Here is a 927-nt window from a genome sequence, read left to right on the forward strand (position 1 = left end):
TGGATGGATATGCGGCCCGGCGGCATGCCGCCCCCGCCCGGGCGGGAAGGGCCGCCGCCGAAACGGCCGTCGCTCTGGTTGCCGGTGATTTCCGGAACCTTTGCCAGTTTGTTTTTGAGCGCGGCCCTGGCTTGGTATTTTGCCAAGCCGATCCGCGGCCTGCGCAAGGCGTTTGCCGATGCGGCCGTCGGCAAACTGGATACGCGGGTTGCCGAAGCCATGGGCAACCGCCACGACGAACTCACCGATTTGGGCCGGGATTTCGACCACATGGCGGCGCAGCTAAACAGTCTGATCAGCGCCCAACAGCGTTTGTTGCACGATGTCTCGCACGAATTGCGCTCGCCGCTGGCCAGAATGCAGGCGGCAATCGGTTTGGCACAACAGCAGCCGCATAAAATTCCGCAAACCTTGGAACGTATCGAGCGCGAGTCGCAGCGGATTAGCGATTTGGTCGGGGAATTGCTGGTATTGTCGCGCCTGGAAGCCGGCGTCAGCGGCGGCGGCATCGCCGACACCGATCTGGCCGGCCTGTTGGCGGATATCGTCGAGGATGTCCGTTTCGAAGCCGCGCAGAAGCAAGTCGGCATTGCTTATACCGGCTTCGACGAAGCCGTCGTCAAAACCAGCGCCGAACTGTTGCAGCGAGCGGTGGAAAATGTGTTGCGCAATGCCGTTCAGCATTGCAGGCCCGGCGGGGAGGTCGCTGTGGCGGCCGATTTCGACGCCTCGGGCGGTTGTTTGCGTATCGGTATCGAAGATCAGGGCGCGGGCGTGCCGGAAGCCGATTTGCAGGCCATCTTTCAGCCGTTTTTTAAGGGCCGCAATCAGCAAAAGCCCGACAGCGTCGGCTTGGGATTGAGTATCGCCCAGCGGGCCGTCGAAGCCCTGGGCGGCGGCATTGCCGCCCGGAACCGGCCCGAGGGC

General features: G+C 63.1%; 1 protein-coding gene. It reads left to right on the forward strand.

Annotation, left to right across the window (positions count from 1 at the left end):
- Positions 1-24: 24 nt before the first annotated feature.
- Positions 25-927, forward strand: a 903-nt coding sequence (locus NP596_RS21600; RefSeq protein ID WP_256617439.1) for a sensor histidine kinase, incomplete at its 3' end; no start/stop codon positions are given.

Origin of the sequence: Methylomonas rivi (genome assembly GCF_024505165.1) — a bacterium.
Taxonomy (GTDB): domain Bacteria; phylum Pseudomonadota; class Gammaproteobacteria; order Methylococcales; family Methylomonadaceae; genus Methylomonas; species Methylomonas rivi.